Genomic DNA, 15407 nt, shown 5'->3' with positions numbered 1-15407 from the left:
CGGTTATCGCGCTGCATCTGTTTATGTAATTCTGTAAAGATTAAAGGCTCTTCAGGTCTTTTATCACTTTAAAGGCCATGTCTACCTCATCTTCGCTTACCAGGATGGTAAACTCATAAGACGTAGAGATCACCTCATTGATGATGATGCCTTCCCATGCCAGCCTTTGGAAGATGTAGTAATATACGCCCGGTGTAGAAATGTTGTCTTTCGGCAGCTTTACCGTGATGGAAGCCAGGTTATCGGTACGTTCTATCTGCTTTTCGTCGGCAAATAGCCCGTCTACCACATGGCTCATCGAAGAGCTGACTACCACATTGGTCTCGTTTACGCCCCTTGACGAGGTATAGAACACATCGGGGTTGGCATTGATCTTGGCGATAAGCTCAGCCTGCTTGTTGAGGATGGTGTCGCTTACGGCGAAAGTATAGTCGGTAAGCGATGAGCGAACCGTAATTTCGCCAATGGCTTTCAGTACCTTAACGATTTTGTGGTTCACACGGAAATCCAGGTCTTCCGACAGCCTTTTCAGCGACATTACCACGGCACCCTGCTTAACATCCTTGCCCAGCTCCTGCTCGAGCTCGGGCATCATGTTACGGGCCAATGAGGTAAGGTTTATTATACCCTGGGAGAGCGCACTAAGCAAAAACGGCTTAGTTTTGATGTAGTGCTCTACTACAGAAGAAATGGTTTTCATAATCAGTGCGTTGTGTTTGTAGTTGTTGTGGGGACAAATATACAAACTTAAATTTTTTGTTAAAAATTTAGCTGTTAAAAATAATAGAATGCGTCCACTAAATGTTCAATTTCAAACATATTGTTATTTTTATGTATTGAAATAATGTCAAAACGCACCTCCGACTCAATGTCATTTTGCTCAACATAAGCATCTACGGCACGCACGAGGTTTTTGATTTTTGAAGGTTTTACAAACTCCTGCGGCAATCCGAATTCGAGAGTCGAGCGTGTCTTTACCTCAACGATGGCCAGTATATTATCCTTAACGGCTATAATATCAATCTCAGCTTTCAGGTACACCCAGTTGGTCGCCAGAATTTCGTAACCCGCCTTTTTCAGGAAGTCGGCCGCCAGTTCCTCGCCAAGCTTTCCCAGTTCGTTATGCCCTGCCATCAGTCGAACGTGATTTTTGTCCCTGTTGCCGTAACATCCATCGTTACCTGACTGCCGAATACCAATGCGCGGTTGTCCTGTATGTGCCCTGCCGGGAAATTGAAGCAGATGGGGATGTCATATTCTTTGGTAATATCCTGAATGATCTCAAGCGCATCGTGACCCCACGGGATGTCGTTGTCGCGCATTTTGGTCATGCCCCCGATGATGATGCCTTTTACATTTTTGAAGTAATCGTTCCGTTTCAGGTTCATCATCATGCGGTCGATGTGGTACAGGTACTCGTCCAGGTCTTCTATGAAGATGATCTTGCCCTTGTAATCGGCTTCCGAAGGCGACCCTATGATGCTGTACAGCACCGAAAGGTTGCCGCCCACCAGTTCGCCGGTAACCTTGCCGGGCTTGTTGAACTTGTGTGCCGGAAGGCTGTACGACAGCTTTTCCCCAAACAATGCCTTGCGGAAACTCTCGATAGCCTCCGGGGTAGCGCGGCCCACGGTGATGGCGACCATGCCGTGCAGCGTGGCAATGTCGAGATTATTGATGTGGCTGTGGAGTACCGTGGCATCGCTAAAGCCGACAAACCACTTGGGCTTCTTTTTAAACTTGGTGAAGTCGAGCCTTTCGATCAGGCGGACGGTGCCGTAACCGCCTTTGGCACACCAGATGGCTTTTATGGCCGGGTTGTCCATCATCTGCTGCAGATCGGTGGCGCGTTGCCAGTCGGCCCCGGCGAGCTGGTCGTTGTCCAGCCCGATGGTCTTGCCGATGACCACGTGCAGCCCCCAGCTTTCCATAAGCTTTATACCGGCCTGCAATGGCGCCATGTCTACCTTGCGGGCGGTGGCGAGTATGCCTATCGTATCGCCTTTTTTGAGGTATGGCGGAATTTTAACCGATTGGGCGAATGATGGGAGACTAACAAGAATTGTGAGCAGGAATAGCGTTTTTCTGTACATTTTCAATGGCTTATACTAACAAAGATAAGAAAAGAAGTCCTCACCCCAACCCACTTCAAAGTAGAGGATAGCCGGAATGGTTATTAAGGAGGGTTGATCGTGTTTGAGTGAACCTGCCCTTCTCCTTTGGAGAGAGGTTGGGGTGAGGCTAATTATTTCGTACTTTTGCCTCTTTAAAATCCGAAAGCAAAATGTTACAAGACCCGAAACGATATACTGTTACCGCTGCGCTGCCTTACACCAATGGCCCCATACACATAGGCCACCTGGCAGGCGTATATGTCCCTTCCGATATTTATTCGCGTTTCCTCAGGCTGCAGGGCAAGGATGTTGCCTTCATCTGCGGAAGCGACGAGCACGGCGTGGCCATCTCCATGAAGGCCAAAAAGGAAGGCATTACCCCGCAGGAGGTAATCGACAAATACCATGCGGTCATCAAGCAGAGTTTCGAGGACTTTGGCATTTCGTTTGATAATTATTCAAGGACTTCGGCGAAGATTCACCACGATACGGCTTCGGAATTTTTTAAAAAGCTGTATGATGCGGGCGACTTTATTGAGGAAGTGACCGAGCAATTGTACGACGAGCAGGCCGGGCAGTTTTTAGCAGACCGTTTCGTTATCGGTACCTGCCCCAAGTGCGGCAACGACGAGGCGTATGGGGACCAGTGCGAGCGCTGCGGGTCGACCCTCAACGCGACCGACCTCATCAACCCAAAATCAACCATTACCGGAAGCAAGCCAATCGTAAAGGAAACCAAACACTGGTTCCTGCCGCTGGACCGTTATGATGCGTTCCTGCGCGAATGGATACTCGAAGGACATAAGAACGACTGGAAGCCTAACGTATACGGCCAGGTAAAATCATGGCTGGACGACGGCCTGAAGCCTCGTGCCGTAACGCGCGACCTCGACTGGGGCATACCTGTTCCTGTGGAAGGCGCTGAGGGCAAGGTGCTGTATGTGTGGTTTGACGCACCTATCGGATACATATCTTCGACCAAAGAGTGGACACAGCGCGAGGGTAAGGACTGGGAACCGTACTGGAAAAGCGAAGATACCAAGCTGGTACACTTTATAGGTAAGGATAACATCGTGTTCCACTGCGTGATATTCCCTGCGATGCTGAAGGCCGAGGGCTCGTATATCCTGCCGGACAACGTTCCCGCCAACGAGTTCCTGAACCTTGAGGGCAATAAGCTGTCCACCTCCAAAAACTGGGCGGTGTGGCTGCATGAATACCTTAACGATTTCCCGGGCAAGCAGGACGTGCTGCGCTATGCTCTGACATCGAATGCACCTGAAACCAAAGACAATGACTTTACCTGGAAGGATTTCCAGGCCCGCAATAATAACGAGCTGGTGGCGATATACGGCAACTTCATCAACCGTGTAGTGGTACTGACCAATAAATATTACGAAGGCGTGGTGCCGCAGCCGAACGAGTTCAGCGATGTGGATGAAGCCACGCTGACCGAAATGCGTGCTTACCCTGCCGTTATAGCGAGCAGCGTGGAGCGCTACCGCTTCCGTGAGGCGCTGGGCGAACTGATGAACCTGGCCCGCCTGGGCAACAAATACCTGGCCGACGAAGAGCCATGGAAAGTGATAAAGGACAACCCTGCACGCGTACAGACACAGATGTATGTGGCCTTGCAGATCGCAAGGGCGCTATCGGTGCTGAGCGAGCCGTTCCTGCCGTTCACTGCCGCCAAACTGAAAGCTATGCTTGGCGTTTCGACTGCGCTCAACGTGACAAGCGCATCGGATGTCACTTCGAGCGCAGTCGAGAAGTCGGGCGCAGTCGGGAAGCTTTCATGGAACGACATTTCCCTGAAAACCGACCTGCTACCTGCCGGAAGCCAGATAGGCCAGGCGGAACTGCTTTTTGCTAAAATAGAAGACGAAGAAATACAAAAACAAGTGGATAAACTGGAAGCAACCAAAACGGCCAACGCCGCCGAAAACAAAAAGGCCGAGCCGCAAAAGGAACTGATACAGTATGACGATTTCGCCAAAATGGACATCCGTACCGGAACCATCCTTGAGGCCGAAAAAATGCCGAAAGCCAACAAGCTTTTGGTACTAAAAGTAGATACCGGCATTGATGTACGCACCATCGTTTCGGGCATTGCCGAAAGCTTTACTCCGGAAGAAGTGGTAGGCAAGCGCGTTACCGTATTGGTGAACCTTGCCCCCCGTGCCCTACGCGGCGTAGAAAGCCAGGGCATGATACTGATGACCCAAAACAGCGAAGGCAAGTTGGTTTTCGTAAACCCTGATACTGATGGTGTTGGGAATGGGGAGGTGATTAGTTAAGATTTCGTATCTTTGCAGTATGTATTATAGAAGAAAAATATTATTATCCTTAATTGAGGTTTTTGAAGGTGAATTGGAAAAAATCCAACTTCAAAAGCTATTATTTCTTTACACCCGATTTCAAAAAGATAAAAAAACGTACGATTTCGTTCCTTATAAATTTGGATGTTTTTCTTTCCAAGCTAATAGCGACTTGTCAACTTTAAAAAAATATGGCATAGTCAACGAAACAAACATTAGTTGGAAAAAAGAAGACGAAGTAAATTATCTCAATCAATTGACGAAAGAAGACAAGAAGATAGTTAATGATTTTAAAATTATATATTCAAATAAAACAAGCGAAGATTTAATTAAACTTACTTATAAAAGATACCCTTACTATGCTATAAATAGTATAATAGCTAAAGACTACCTAACTAATGACGAATTAGAAGACTTGAACAGATATAGATCCTTCGAAGATGACATAGTACTTTTCACAATAGGATATGAAGGTGTTTCACTAGAAAGCTATTTAAATAAGCTAATTAAAAATAATATTAAGATTCTTTGTGATGTAAGAAAAAATGCCTTGAGCATGAAATATGGTTTTAGCAAAACACAGCTAAAAAATGCTTGTAATGGTGTAGGAATACAATATATTCATATTCCAGAAGTTGGAATTGATTCCGAACAAAGGCAGGAGTTAAAAACTCAATCAGATTATGATGAATTGTTTAATATTTATAAAAATAATAATTTAAAAAACACTATTAGAGATCAGCAAGAAATTTTGGAAATGTTAAAAAAAAATGGTAGAATTGCATTAACTTGCTTTGAAGCAGATGTTTGTCAGTGCCATAGAAAACATTTATCAGAAGCGATTTCTAATCTGCCTACCTTTAAATATAAACTAGAGCATTTATGACATGCTAAAAACAAAAGTTCTAATTACCGTGACAACTTACCCTCTCCCTTCACGGAGTTATGATGAATTAGTTTGTACTGCCGGTATATTAGAAGATGGTAGTTGGATTCGTATATATCCCGTTCCATTAAGTTTTTTAAATCAAGTAAAAAAAGATACTGGATTTAAAAAATATACTTGGATTGAGATTGATTTAAAAAAGCGTACTGACGATTTTAGACCTGAAAGTCATTCCCCAACAAATTATAATATACGGATACATAATACACTTGACACTTCTAATTATTGGAGAGAAAGAAAATCTTATTGTTTAAAAAACTTCTATACTAATAAGAATAAGCTTATTGAGGACTCAAAAAATCCAAAGAATATTTCTTTAGCAACATTCAAACCAAGCAAAATTACTGGTTTTGAAATCGAAGATGATTCAAGCGAATGGAAAGATGAATGGAAAGAACTCCGAAAACAAACAAACTTATTTGAGGACATCAATAGTGACCCTGAAAAATTAATACCAAAGATTCCGTATAAGTTTTATTATATCTTTGAGGATGATGAAGGTATATCAAGTAAACTAATGATTGAAGATTGGGAGATTTTTGAGCTGTACAAAAATTGTCAGCGAACCTATCAAAATGAGGACATAGCCTTACAGAAAGTTAAAGAACAATATTTTAATAATTTTGTTCAAGAAAAAGACATATACCTTTTCTTAGGAACTACAATGCAGTGGCACAGAAGAAGAGCTACTAATCCATTTGTAATTATAGGTGTATTTTACCCAAAAAAAGAAGTTCAGCTTAGTCTTTTCTAGGTTTTAATTTTATTTCATGCGCACCAAACTCAACCTCTCCACCTGGCCACGCAAGGAGCACTTCGGGTTCTTCAGCAAATTTGAGGAGCCGTTCTTCGGGCTGGTAGCTGCAATAGATTGCACCAAAGGGTACGCTTCGGCTAAAGCCAACAATATTTCTTTCTTCATTTACTACCTGCATAAGGTAATGGCAGCTGTAAATAGCGTAGAGGAGTTCCGCTACCGCATTTCGGGCAATGAGGTGTTTGTGTACGACCGGGTAGATGCTTCGGCTACACTGACGCGCGAGGACAATACGTTCGGTTTTTCATTGATGGAATTTAATGCTGACATTGACTTGTTTTCGGCAAATGCCAAAGCCGAGATAGAGCGCGTACGCAACACACCGGGATTGTTTACAAGGGAATTCGACAACGACAACATCATCCACTTTTCGGCCATACCGTGGGTGGACTTTACATCACTTTCGCACGCGCGCAGCTTTACCTTCCCCGACAGTTGCCCCAAAATATCGGTCGGAAAAATGACAGAGAAGGACGGCGTGAGAACCATGCCCGTTTCGGTACACGTGCACCACGGCCTGATGGACGGCTACCATGTTGGCCTGTTTTTTGATGCGTTGCAAAAAGCGATGGACAATTAGGTCTTCACAAAATTATTATAACCACATAGGCACATAGCATTTATTACCTGCTTAGGTTAGTAAACAGCACACAGAGCGCGAAGCTATGCTTCGCCTATACGTGGATATGCCTCCTTTGACCGTTAATGGAAGCTATGTACCTACGTGGTAAAAATTTTATGTGGCAACCCAATTCTGTCCGGAAGCAATTAAAACAAACACATCATGAGAATACTCCTTTTGCTCCTGCTGGTATCCTTCAGTACCATTGGCCAAACCCAAATGGCATCAGTCAAAACCAATCTGCACAAACAGGAGCGCCGGCACGAAGCGTTCATGGCATCGGATTCGGCCAATTCGCAATTGATGGTGTTCATGGCCGACAAGGAACACCTGAAGGCATTGCGGTTCAACAGGGCGGTATTCTTTTCGGACAGCCTTGTCACCACACGCCCGGCAAGGGAATTCCATGCGATGGAGGGCTACAGCTTTAAGGGGCGCAATGCCACGGTATATTACCGCGACGAATGGGTCAACAAGATTGAGGCTGTCAATTTTGATTTTGAGGCAAAAGCTGTGACCAAAAAGCAGTTTAAATTCACCTATGGCAAAAACGAGGACCGGATGTTTACCTTTAGCGGGAACAATTCGTTTTACCTGCTTACGCTGATGCCGCAGGGAAAGCTGCGTTTCAGCATTTTCAACGGGACGGGATATGTAGACAAAACAGCCGATTTTTCATCCTTCCACATTGTTGGGGCCGACAACAAAAAGACCTCGCTCAACTACCTCATAAAGGAATACGGCATGCAGAAAATCGAAGCGAAGACCTACAACAACCTGATTGAGGCCGGAAACAAGATCAAGTTTTATGTGCTGCCCGACAAAATGCTGCTAACGCTCGACAACAACCCCGAATTTACACAAGTGTTTACCATCGATCCTGAAACTTTTGAAGTAACGTCCAAAAGCATTCCGCAGGCCGGTTACGAAAAAGAGGCCGATGCCAATTCCTATTATTTTGACGGCAGGCTGTACCGCATTGTGCTGAAGGAAGATGCCATCCGACTTTCGGCGTTATCTCTGGAAACCGGAGAGGAGCTGAAAAGCTACACCGCGACGAAAAATGAAGCCATTGCCTTTAAGAATACGCCACTGTATACCGAAAGGGGTGTTGGCGCCATCGCTTCGGAGTTGGAGAATACCGAAAAGTTCCTCCGGAAAGCAAAAGGCGAGGGCGCAGCGATTTCTGTGTATGGAATGCGGGATGGGCTGTTGGTTACATCCGGCAGCGTTCGCACCATTACACCGGCTGAGAACCTTGTGGTTGGCATCATCGTTTCAGGTCCCGATGTGGAAGATGTGACTGATATACGAACCACCTATTTTGAAAGCCTGTTCGATGAACAATTTGTTCACAAGCCCGGCCCGACAGCTACTCTGGCCATAGATGCCATGGGCAGCTTCAGACGCAGTAATAAATCGGCATCAATGCATACCATTATCCCCTTTAAAGGCTATTATATCATGGGTTTTTACGACAAAATCATCAAAAGTTACGTACTTTCGAAATATGAAGACGGCAACCCGGAATAACAAATTATGAAAATACGAAACATACTGTTTGCAGTCGCCATACTCTGCCTCTTTGCCGTGCTGGCCGACCTGTTCCTGTGGTTTGCCGTAACAGGCAGGACAGACAGCTTTGAGGAGGCCAGAAGCCTGTATGTAAGCTATTATCCGGCTGCACTGCAAAATGCAAGGCTGCTCACAGTGATGTCTATACTGCTGCTTACCATAGCCGGCTTCATTTTCCTGAATGCGGCAAAGACCAATTCGCTAAAGAAAACCGCCGCCATATTGGGCATCGCTTCGGCAGTGTTGCTGATGTGGAAGCTGTTTTCGCTGATGTAGGTCTTTATCCATTTAACCACATAGGCACATAGTTTTTGAGATATTTTGAGTGCTAAGGAAACATATCCGCGCATAGAGAAGCTCCGCTTCTGCTATGTGTCACTTTATTGTCCTTAGGATACAAAAATTAAAGCTATGAAACCTATGTATCTATGTGGTTAGACAGACTTCCTTAGTAGCAACAGCTTTGCGTGAAATAAAAAGTCAGGTTATCTTTACGGCAAAATTTACCAATGCTGCCCATCGCCTTCCATCCCATTTACAAGCATCCCCTGCCGGAGGGCCACCGCTTCCCGATGATAAAGTATGAGCTGCTGCCCCAGCAATTGCTCCATGAAGGCACGGCTGTGGAAAGCGATTTCCATGCACCCGGCCTGCCGGATATGGCGCGCATACTGGCAGTGCACAAAAAAGAATATGTCGATGATTTGCTTAACCTTACCCTCAACCCGCGGGCGGTACGCAAGATAGGCTTCCCCCTTTCGGCAGCGTTGGTGGAGCGCGAACTGCGCATTGCACAGGGCACGATATGGGGTTGCGAAAAGGCTTTGGAAACCGGCATTGCCTTCAATATTGCGGGCGGCACACACCATGCCTATAGCTGCCACGGCGAGGCTTTCTGCCTGCTGAATGACCAGGCGATAGGGGCGCAATATCTATTGGACAATAGCCTTGCAAAGAGAGTCCTTATTGTCGACCTCGACGTACACCAGGGCAACGGCACTGCCGAAATTTTTACCCATAATGACAGGGTATTCACCTTTTCCATGCATGGGAAGAGCAACTACCCGTTCCACAAGGAAACATCAGATCTCGACATTGCCCTGCCCGACAATACCGGTGATGACGACTACCTGTCCATCTTAAAAGAAACCCTGCCGAAACTCATTGACACAGAAAAGCCGGATTTCATCTTTTACCTCAGCGGGGTCGATATTCTTGCTACCGACAAACTGGGTAAATTGGGTTGTACCCTCAATGGCTGTAAAGAGCGCGATGCCTTTGTATTATCGCTGTGCCACAAGCTGGGCATTCCCGTGCAATGCAGCATGGGCGGCGGCTATAGCCCGGACATACGCACCATTATTGAAGCGCATGCGAATACCTATAGGGTGGCGAAGGGATTGTATTGAAATAATTTTACGTTAGACGTTGCAGTGCAACATCTCTACTACGTTGATAAAATTTTGACGCGTTTGCAGAGGCGTTGCACTGCAACGTCTCACATGTAGTTACATCGAAATTACATTAATTAAAGCTCCGCCTGAACTCCACGGGCGACAGGCTGGTTTTGGTTTTGAACAGTTTGCTGAACGATTGCGGGTGTTCAAAGCCCAGATCGTAGGCAATTTCGCTGACCGACAACTCTGTGGTGGATAGTTTTTCCTTTGCTTTTTCGATGAGCTTTCCGTGTATGTGCTGCTGGGCATTTTGTTCGGTAAGCGAGCGCAGCATGTCGCTTAAGTAGCCCGCGGAGATGTGCAGCCTGTCGGCCAGGTATTGTACTGTGGGTATGCCCTTTCCGGCGGATGCATCGCTGCCGAAATATTCGTCCAAAATTTCCTCCATGTCCTGTAGCAAGCCTGTGCTTACGGCCTTGCGGGTGATGAACTGGCGCTTATAGAAACGGTTGGCATAGTTGAGCAGCAGCTCTATCTGCGAAATGACAACATCCTGGCTGAAATCGTCGAGCCTGCCCGTAAGCTCCTCCTCGATTATGGCAAAAATCGAAAGGATGGTCGCCTTTTCCTTATCCGACAGGTGCAATGCCTCATTGGCCGAATAGGAAAAGAAGCCGTACTGCTTTATCTTTTTGGCAAGGGAATAGCCCAGCAGGAAGTCGGGGTGAATGAGCAGCGTGTATTGCGAGCACACGCCGCCGTGCTGCTCATCGGCGCCAATGATCTGACCCGGCGCGGCAAAGAGCAGTCCGCCTTCATCAAAATCATAGTAGTCCTGGCCGTACTTTACGCGTCCGCTAAGGCGCGGCTTGTAGGACATCTTATAAAAGTGCAGCACGTGCGACTGCGGTACGGCGCGTTCTATAACATTATTGCTTTCGGCGCCCAGTATCGTTATGAGCGGGTGGTTGGGCTCCGGCAGGCCAAAAGTGCGTGCCGCCTCGGTTAGCGAGGTAAAGCTATAGGGAACGATGGCTTCTTTTTTCATGGCTGTATTCTTTGTATAAAGGTAACGGATATTTTTTTGCCACGAATTTCACCAATTTCACCAATTCTGAAATTCATTTAACCACATAGATACATAGCATTGATCGTCAATTTATTAGGTTCGATAAAGGAACACAGAGTCTGAAGCTTCGCTTCACTATGTGGAATTATGCATCCTCTAACATCGATAAATAACTTTAAAACTATGTGCCTATGTGGTTAAATTTTGTTCACGACAAATTCGTAGGTGCAATTCGTGTAATCCGTGGCAAAACCCTTAATTGCCCTGCGCGGCGATTGCCACCTCTTCCCAGGCTTCCCATTCGGCCATGCGTTCGGCATAGGCACCGCGCACCCAAGGGAGGTTGTTGCTGCCCAGCGACAGGCGCAATGGCGGGTTCTCCGCATCTACCGCCTTAAACAGGCTGTCCGGCGTTGCCGCAGGATTGCCGCGCTCCATGTTTTGGAGGCTTTCGAAAAAGTTAGCCTTAAAGCCGTCGTATATGTCCATTGACGGCGCAAACTTCAGCGATTCCGGCGTGCCGAATTCAGTGGCATAAGCCCCGGGCTCAATGATGGTTACTTTTATATTAAACTGCTTTACCTCCAGCGCCAGGCTTTCGTGTATGGCCTCAAATGCCCATTTTGACGACGCGTAATACCCGATTACCGGCAGCGTTACATGCCCCAGGTTGCTCGATGTGCCCAGTATGTGGCCGTAGCCCTGTTCCCTGAGCAATGGCAAGGCCGCCTGTATTACGATAACGGCGCCGAAAATATTGGTGTCAAACATGGCCCTTACATCGTCGGCAGGGGCTTCCTCTATGGTGCCTACCAGCGAGTAGCCCGCGTTGTTGAGCACCACATCCAGCCTGCCGAAATGGGCATGGGCCTGCTGCACGGCTTCTCTGGCCTGCGCGGCATTAGTAACATCCAACTCCAGGGTAAGCACATTGTCGCCAAACGTTTCTTTAAGGGCTGCTATACTTTCTAATTTGCGTGCTGTTGCAGCTACCTTATCGCCGCGCTTTAATGCCGCTTCGGCCCATATACGGCCAAACCCGCGTGATGCGCCTGTGATGAACCAAACCTTTGTTTTTTGATCTGACATGATTTTTAGTATTTAAGATTATGGTACAAAGGTCGGCAGCAAGGTGTGGCCGGATGTAGCCTAAACGGAGGGTTACGTAGCCGAAATGAGGATGGGTTACCAATTCTATTTGAGGAAATGATAAACCACCCTACCCGCCGCGGCGGGCACCCCTCCGTGGGATAGGGAAGAACTTCACTCATGCCGTTTAATCCTCTCCCCCGGCCCCTCTCCAAAGGAAAGGGGAGCGAGACGTGCCAACAGGGCGTGACACATTCCACTCTAACATTTCTACTCACTATAAAAAAACAAAGGCTGCCCGTGCACAGGCAGCCCCTTCAGCAAAGGTGGCCATTCCCCACAGCCGCCCTGCTATTTACCAAACAGCAGCACGTCACTAACAACGACTTCGGTAATGTAGCGTTTCTCGCCGTTTTTGTCGTCGTAGCTGCGATGCGTCAGCTTGCCCTCTATGGCGAGCTCTTTACCCCTGGTAACATATTTCTCTATGACGGCCGCGGTCTTCCCCCAGGCGGTGAGCGTGTGCCACTGCGTGTCGGTTATCTTCTCGCCCTTGTCGTTGGTGTAGCTTTCGTTGGTGGCCAGGGTAAACCGTGCCAGCTTTTTGCCGCCTTCAAAGGTTTTGATCTCCGGGTCGGACCCCGCATTCCCTATCAGCTGTACTTTGTTTTTTAATGCATTCATGGCGTGTAGTAATTTAATGGTTATCGTTATCTTTATCGTGCAACTGAAGAAACCGTATCATAGTTTCAACAGGGCAAAGTTGCGGCAGGCGCCAAATTTTATCCGGTTGTTAACTGTTTAAAATCGGTTGTAGCCGTTTGTAAACGCTTACAAGCAGAACTAAACTAACCATCTGCTAAGGCAAAAAAAAATTACACAAAGCACTGCTGCCTTGTGTAATCCGTTCAGTAACTGTCTAAAAATTCATTTAACCACATAGGTACATAGGCTTTATAGCTCCTTAATAATGTAACAGGCGTATATAGTGAAGCAAAGCTTCAGGCTCTGTGTCCCTTAATTACATTCTATACCCGACAGCTAAAAGCTATGTACCTATGTGGTTAATTTTTTAATTCAGAAAATTTAGACAGTTACTAAGTGAAATCGTTATTATTGTAGCTCCTACCTACACAATCCGTTTTTCGATATACTGTGAATTCATGATCCTTACAATGCCCATGTAGTCCATTGTAAATTCGATCACGTCGCCTACTTTATAGCCTTTGGGGTTATCGCCCAGGTTGAGCACCACCATGTCCGAAGTTGCCCCCGCATACTGTATGGCAGTATCGGTGGGGTCCAGGTGCTTCATGTCGATGTCGAGCAGCCCGATGTCTATAATGGCCCGGATGGTCGTTTTGCCGTAATTGTCCTTATCAAATTCCGTGGTCTTTCCCTCCAGGTTGGTGCCCATTTCGCCCGAAGGCACCAGGGGCTTTTCGTACAGCTCGATGATTTCGGCGTACAGGCTGAAAACATTATTTTCCATGCTGTCAAAAGGCTCGTTGTTGTACACATCATTGCCCATGAACAGCGTTTCGCCAATCCGGAAATGGTTGATCCCTTTCGGGATAAGGCCCTGCTTTACCAGGGGTATGGTAACCGAGGAACCCCCGGATATGTAGGGAATGCTTACGTTGAATTTTGCCTCTACCAGCTGCTTGTACAGGCTGAGCTGGATCAGCTTGTCGTTGTTGGGCAGCACGCCGTATAAACAGGAAAGGTTGGTGCCAAGTCCCGTAATCTCGATATTCGGCAATTCGAACACCTTGGCATAGAAGGCGATGAAGTCGTCGCGCATAACCCCTTCACGGAGTTCGCCGAGGTCGATCATAATTATGATCTTATGGATGACGTTTTGCTTTTGCGCCTCCTGCGAGAGCCTTTCTATGGTCCGGATATCGGTATTCATGCTGATATCCGCATATTTTATCACATCTTTTATCACCCCTTTGGCCGGCGGCTTTATATAAATAGTCTGCGCGCTGCTGTCAATGGCTTTTATGGTCTTAAGGTTGCTGATGCGGGAATCCGAGTACTGGCTTATGCCCATGTTCAACAGGGCGGTAAGGTATTTTTCGTTGCCACACAGGATCTTTGTCACTGCCGACCATTCGATGCCGTGGTGGCTAAAAAAAGCATTCAGGTGGTCAAAATTGTGTTTTAGCTTTTGCTCATTAAGCGTTATAAATGCCATTAGTCTGTTTTTTTGTACCTCATCTCGAGGTATTTGTTGGTAAAGCCGAGGCTTTCATAAAGTCTTCTTGCGGGGTTGTCTGCTTCTACATGCAGGGCCACGTCGCCCTGGCTACATTCCAGGGCTTTGTGCATCAGCTGTTTTCCTATGCCTTTGCCGCGCAAATTCGGGTCGGTGGCTATATACACCAGTATGTTTTCGGGTATGTACCCTCCCATCCCGGTTTCGTTGATTACCACCGCGCCTGCTATCTCGCCTTCGTGTTCCGCCACGAGTACCAGCCCGCCTGTGCGGGTATCTGTGTAGAGGCGGCCCAATGCATAATTGATGGCCTTGTCGATATCGGCTTTCGGATCGCCATATTGTTCAAGGCTCTTATATAAAAAATTGACTAAAGTTTCCTGTTTTGATAAACTCATCACCCTATTTCCTGAGTATTGTTGAATTTTTATCATTTTTTCTGTTTTAAATTGTAAAAAACGCAATTTAACACTTTAAACCCCCTTAAAAAAGAAATTCCTGTTAAACTATGTTAAACAGGCTGTTAAACGCCACTATGCGCATACAAACGTTTGTAAACGGAAAAATTTCTGTATATTTATAGCATATTCATTTTCTATGGTAAACAATGATCTCGAAAAATTAAAGGCGCATGTAGCAGGTGCGACAGTAGTGCATACAACTCCTTTTGCTGATATGATTTCTTTTAAAAACGACGCAGAATTGACTCAGGAGTTCATAGATAAATGGATTATTCCTTATTATATGAATCTCGAACGTACGGATGACGACTGGATTTCTCAAATATGCGACCTAAAGCCAACGATTACAAAAGATGTAATTGAAAACTGTCTGGGAGATTTCAACTGGCGTACAAGGCAGGTGGGCGCTTATTTTGCCGCCATTACAAACAGGCCGGAGTTTATAGATATAATAGGAGTCCACCTGCTTAAAAGTGAGGTTTGTTATGCCGGGACTATGTATGCTAAGGTAATGGCTTATTTTAATACACCAGGAAGTGTGGGTTACCTCAACACTTATTTGGATTATTACTTAAAACAGCCCGATCTATGGTTTGACCAGCAAGATGTACTTACTGCCATTGCTTATCTTGATAAACAAAACGGTACCGCAAACTTTAATAAACATTCGGAAAACTGGGAAAAATTCATTGAGAATAAACCTTACTGGAAGAAAGAAATAGAAACTGCTCAATTTGAAAAACAAATAGCAGCAATGATAATGATACATAAGAATTAG

Annotated in this window: 16 protein-coding genes; 8 read left to right on the top strand and 8 right to left on the bottom strand. The window is 46.2% G+C overall.

The features are described 5' to 3' along the window. Window positions 1-40: 40 nt before the first annotated feature. The 3 genes from OGH69_RS09925 to OGH69_RS09915 all read right to left on the bottom strand — a co-directional run bounded on the left by OGH69_RS09925 (window position 41) and on the right by OGH69_RS09915 (window position 2093). Entirely contained in the window at window positions 41-700 is a 660-nt protein-coding gene (locus OGH69_RS09925; RefSeq protein WP_265174308.1) for an ACT domain-containing protein, read from the bottom strand. A gap of 74 nt (window positions 701-774) precedes the next feature. Next, window positions 775-1134: a YraN family protein gene (locus OGH69_RS09920; protein ID WP_265174307.1), complete on the bottom strand. Its 360-nt coding sequence runs from the start codon at window positions 1132-1134 to the stop codon at window positions 775-777. Then, window positions 1134-2093, bottom strand: coding sequence for a S66 peptidase family protein (locus OGH69_RS09915; protein WP_265174306.1), 960 nt, complete (start codon window positions 2091-2093; stop codon window positions 1134-1136). Before OGH69_RS09915 ends, OGH69_RS09920 begins: the two co-directional genes overlap by 1 nt. Window positions 2094-2284: 191 nt before the next feature. Here OGH69_RS09915 and metG point away from each other — a divergent pair, with 191 nt between their 5' ends. The 7 genes from metG to OGH69_RS09880 all read left to right on the top strand — a co-directional run bounded on the left by metG (window position 2285) and on the right by OGH69_RS09880 (window position 9801). Next, entirely contained in the window at window positions 2285-4411 is a 2127-nt protein-coding gene (gene metG / locus OGH69_RS09910; protein WP_265174305.1) for a methionine--tRNA ligase, read from the top strand. A gap of 19 nt (window positions 4412-4430) precedes the next feature. Continuing rightward, window positions 4431-5318 (top strand): DUF488 domain-containing protein, encoded by an 888-nt coding sequence (locus tag OGH69_RS09905; protein ID WP_265174304.1) that lies wholly within the window; start codon window positions 4431-4433, stop codon window positions 5316-5318. Between the two features lies 1 nt (window position 5319). Beyond that, entirely contained in the window at window positions 5320-6132 is an 813-nt protein-coding gene (locus tag OGH69_RS09900; RefSeq protein WP_265174303.1) for a hypothetical protein, read from the top strand. A 16-nt stretch (window positions 6133-6148) separates the two neighbouring features. Next, entirely contained in the window at window positions 6149-6775 is a 627-nt protein-coding gene (locus OGH69_RS09895; RefSeq protein ID WP_265174302.1) for a chloramphenicol acetyltransferase, read from the top strand. Between the two features lie 204 nt (window positions 6776-6979). Next, window positions 6980-8350 carry a hypothetical protein gene (locus OGH69_RS09890; RefSeq protein WP_265174301.1) on the top strand — a complete coding sequence of 457 codons (1371 nt, stop codon included), beginning with the start codon at window positions 6980-6982 and terminating at the stop codon, window positions 8348-8350. A gap of 6 nt (window positions 8351-8356) precedes the next feature. Beyond that, the gene (locus OGH69_RS09885; protein ID WP_265174300.1) at window positions 8357-8668 is read left to right on the top strand and encodes a hypothetical protein; all 312 of its coding nucleotides are present in this window, start codon (window positions 8357-8359) and stop codon (window positions 8666-8668) included. 233 nt (window positions 8669-8901) lie between these two features. Then, window positions 8902-9801 carry a histone deacetylase family protein gene (locus tag OGH69_RS09880; protein ID WP_265174299.1) on the top strand — a complete coding sequence of 300 codons (900 nt, stop codon included), beginning with the start codon at window positions 8902-8904 and terminating at the stop codon, window positions 9799-9801. 115 nt (window positions 9802-9916) lie between these two features. On the opposite strand, the gene OGH69_RS09875 is transcribed toward OGH69_RS09880, so the two are convergent. From OGH69_RS09875 to OGH69_RS09855, 5 genes are all read right to left on the bottom strand, one after another. Then, the gene (locus OGH69_RS09875; RefSeq protein WP_265174298.1) at window positions 9917-10837 is read right to left on the bottom strand and encodes a helix-turn-helix domain-containing protein; all 921 of its coding nucleotides are present in this window, start codon (window positions 10835-10837) and stop codon (window positions 9917-9919) included. A gap of 276 nt (window positions 10838-11113) precedes the next feature. Next, complete coding sequence (locus OGH69_RS09870) at window positions 11114-11947, bottom strand: SDR family NAD(P)-dependent oxidoreductase (RefSeq protein WP_265174297.1); 834 nt, start codon at window positions 11945-11947, stop codon at window positions 11114-11116. A 351-nt stretch (window positions 11948-12298) separates the two neighbouring features. After that, window positions 12299-12631 carry a single-stranded DNA-binding protein gene (locus OGH69_RS09865; RefSeq protein WP_265174296.1) on the bottom strand — a complete coding sequence of 111 codons (333 nt, stop codon included), beginning with the start codon at window positions 12629-12631 and terminating at the stop codon, window positions 12299-12301. A gap of 445 nt (window positions 12632-13076) precedes the next feature. Beyond that, window positions 13077-14147, bottom strand: coding sequence for an alanine/ornithine racemase family PLP-dependent enzyme (locus OGH69_RS09860; RefSeq protein WP_265174295.1), 1071 nt, complete (start codon window positions 14145-14147; stop codon window positions 13077-13079). Beyond that, on the bottom strand, window positions 14147-14566 hold the full coding sequence (locus tag OGH69_RS09855) for a GNAT family N-acetyltransferase (RefSeq protein ID WP_265174294.1): 420 nt from the start codon (window positions 14564-14566) through the stop codon (window positions 14147-14149). The genes OGH69_RS09860 and OGH69_RS09855 overlap by 1 nt, the downstream gene beginning before the upstream one ends. 199 nt (window positions 14567-14765) lie before the next feature. Here OGH69_RS09855 and OGH69_RS09850 point away from each other — a divergent pair, with 199 nt between their 5' ends. Continuing rightward, window positions 14766-15407 carry a DUF6000 family protein gene (locus OGH69_RS09850; RefSeq protein WP_265174293.1) on the top strand — a complete coding sequence of 214 codons (642 nt, stop codon included), beginning with the start codon at window positions 14766-14768 and terminating at the stop codon, window positions 15405-15407.

It is taken from the genome of Flavobacterium sp. MFBS3-15, assembly GCF_026107645.2.
Classification (GTDB): domain Bacteria; phylum Bacteroidota; class Bacteroidia; order Flavobacteriales; family Flavobacteriaceae; genus Flavobacterium.
The sequence above is the reverse complement of the archived record's forward strand: the minus strand, read 5'-3'. Positions and strand labels throughout refer to the sequence as shown.

Excerpts from the sequence above, each read along its gene's own strand:
- OGH69_RS09870 (WP_265174297.1), bottom strand. The coding sequence starts at position 11,947 with ATGTCAGATCAAAAAACAAAGGTTTGGTTCATCACAGGCGCATCACGC.
- OGH69_RS09860 (WP_265174295.1), bottom strand. The coding sequence starts at position 14,147 with ATGGCATTTATAACGCTTAATGAGCAAAAGCTAAAACACAATTTTGAC.
- OGH69_RS09850 (WP_265174293.1), top strand. The coding sequence starts at position 14,766 with ATGGTAAACAATGATCTCGAAAAATTAAAGGCGCATGTAGCAGGTGCG.
- OGH69_RS09885 (WP_265174300.1), top strand. The coding sequence starts at position 8,357 with ATGAAAATACGAAACATACTGTTTGCAGTCGCCATACTCTGCCTCTTT.
- OGH69_RS09920 (WP_265174307.1), bottom strand. The coding sequence starts at position 1,134 with ATGGCAGGGCATAACGAACTGGGAAAGCTTGGCGAGGAACTGGCGGCC.
- OGH69_RS09855 (WP_265174294.1), bottom strand. The coding sequence starts at position 14,566 with ATGAGTTTATCAAAACAGGAAACTTTAGTCAATTTTTTATATAAGAGC.
- metG (WP_265174305.1), top strand. The coding sequence starts at position 2,285 with ATGTTACAAGACCCGAAACGATATACTGTTACCGCTGCGCTGCCTTAC.
- OGH69_RS09890 (WP_265174301.1), top strand. The coding sequence starts at position 6,980 with ATGAGAATACTCCTTTTGCTCCTGCTGGTATCCTTCAGTACCATTGGC.
- OGH69_RS09925 (WP_265174308.1), bottom strand. The coding sequence starts at position 700 with ATGAAAACCATTTCTTCTGTAGTAGAGCACTACATCAAAACTAAGCCG.
- OGH69_RS09915 (WP_265174306.1), bottom strand. The coding sequence starts at position 2,093 with ATGTACAGAAAAACGCTATTCCTGCTCACAATTCTTGTTAGTCTCCCA.
- OGH69_RS09865 (WP_265174296.1), bottom strand. The coding sequence starts at position 12,631 with ATGAATGCATTAAAAAACAAAGTACAGCTGATAGGGAATGCGGGGTCC.
- OGH69_RS09905 (WP_265174304.1), top strand. The coding sequence starts at position 4,431 with ATGTATTATAGAAGAAAAATATTATTATCCTTAATTGAGGTTTTTGAA.
- OGH69_RS09895 (WP_265174302.1), top strand. The coding sequence starts at position 6,149 with ATGCGCACCAAACTCAACCTCTCCACCTGGCCACGCAAGGAGCACTTC.
- OGH69_RS09900 (WP_265174303.1), top strand. The coding sequence starts at position 5,320 with ATGCTAAAAACAAAAGTTCTAATTACCGTGACAACTTACCCTCTCCCT.
- OGH69_RS09875 (WP_265174298.1), bottom strand. The coding sequence starts at position 10,837 with ATGAAAAAAGAAGCCATCGTTCCCTATAGCTTTACCTCGCTAACCGAG.
- OGH69_RS09880 (WP_265174299.1), top strand. The coding sequence starts at position 8,902 with ATGCTGCCCATCGCCTTCCATCCCATTTACAAGCATCCCCTGCCGGAG.